Annotated in this window: 2 protein-coding genes; both read right to left on the reverse strand. The window is 61.1% G+C overall.

Annotated features, from left to right (window positions below; all coding sequences use genetic code 11):
• A partial coding sequence (locus Q0341_RS01330; protein WP_299510027.1) for an ATP-binding cassette domain-containing protein occupies nucleotides 1–146 on the reverse strand: 146 nt, incomplete at its 3' end.
• Nucleotides 143–1,051: an ABC transporter permease gene (locus tag Q0341_RS01335; RefSeq protein ID WP_299510026.1), complete on the reverse strand. Its 909-nt coding sequence runs from the start codon at nucleotides 1,049–1,051 to the stop codon at nucleotides 143–145. The genes Q0341_RS01335 and Q0341_RS01330, both read right to left, overlap by 4 nt.
• Nucleotides 1,052–1,173: the final 122 nt, after the last annotated feature.

Genomic DNA, 1,173 nt, shown 5'->3' on the forward strand with positions numbered 1-1,173 from the left:
GTGAGCGACTTGCCCGCGCCCGATTCGCCCACCACGCCCAGAATTTCACCGGAGGCGATGTCGAAAGAAATATCGTCCAGCGCACGCAGCGTGCCGTGGCGGCTGGGGAATTCCACCACCAGGTTTTTGACTTGTAAAAGACTCATCGCAATCTCGGATTCAGCGCGTCGCGCAACCAGTCACCCAGCAAGTTGACCGACAGGGCGATCAGCACCAGCATCAGGCCCGGGAAAATCGTGATCCACCACTCGCCCGAAAACAAATAGTCGTTGCCCACACGAATGAGCGTGCCCAGCGATGGCGAAGTGGGCGGTGCGCCCACGCCCAGAAACGACAGCGTCGCCTCGGTGATGATGGCGGTCGCCACCTGGATGGTGGCCAGCACCATGACCGGGCCCATGACATTGGGCAGCACATGCTTGACCATGATGCGCAAAGGGGCCACGCCCGTCACGCGAGCGGCCTGCACGTATTCCTTGTTGCGCTCGACCAAAGTGGTGCCGCGCACCGTGCGGGCGTATTGCACCCAACCCGTGAGAGCGATCGACAAGATCAATACACCAAAGGCCAGCGACTCGTGCGCATCGGGAAACAAGGCACGCCCCACGCCGGCGATCAAGAGCGCCACCAAAATAGCGGGGAAAGACAGCATCACATCGCACAAGCGCATCAGCAGCGCGTCGATCCAGCCGCCTTTGAAACCCGCCAGCAGACCCAGGCCCACACCCACCACCACCGACAAGATGACCGAGGCCAAGCCCACCACCAAGGAGATGCGTGAGCCATAAATGATGGCCGACAAGATGTCTCGGCCTTGGTCATCGGTGCCCAGCAAGAACTTGGTGCTGCCCCCCTCCATCCAGGCGGGGGGCATGCGGGCATCGCTCAGCTCCAGCGTGGCCAAGTCAAACGGGTTGCTGGGCGCCACCCAGCCTGCAAATACCGCCGAAAACAAACACACGAAGGCGATGGCCGCCGCCACCATCGCCGTGGGCGACTGGCGGAAGCTGTAGCCGACATCGCTGTTCAGCCAGCGTTTCAATGCATTCATGACTTACTTGATGGAGATGGATTTGAACGGCATGTAGTTGTCGCCGCGCTGCACCAGCGTGACTTTTTTGCTGGTGCCCCAGGCCAAGGCTTGTTGGTGCAAAGGCAGGTGGCCGATGTCGG

It is taken from the genome of uncultured Limnohabitans sp., from assembly GCF_937889215.1.
Taxonomy (GTDB): Bacteria; Pseudomonadota; Gammaproteobacteria; order Burkholderiales; family Burkholderiaceae_C; genus Limnohabitans_A.

Excerpts from the sequence above, each read along its gene's own strand:
- Q0341_RS01335 (WP_299510026.1), bottom strand. The coding sequence starts at position 1,051 with ATGAATGCATTGAAACGCTGGCTGAACAGCGATGTCGGCTACAGCTTC.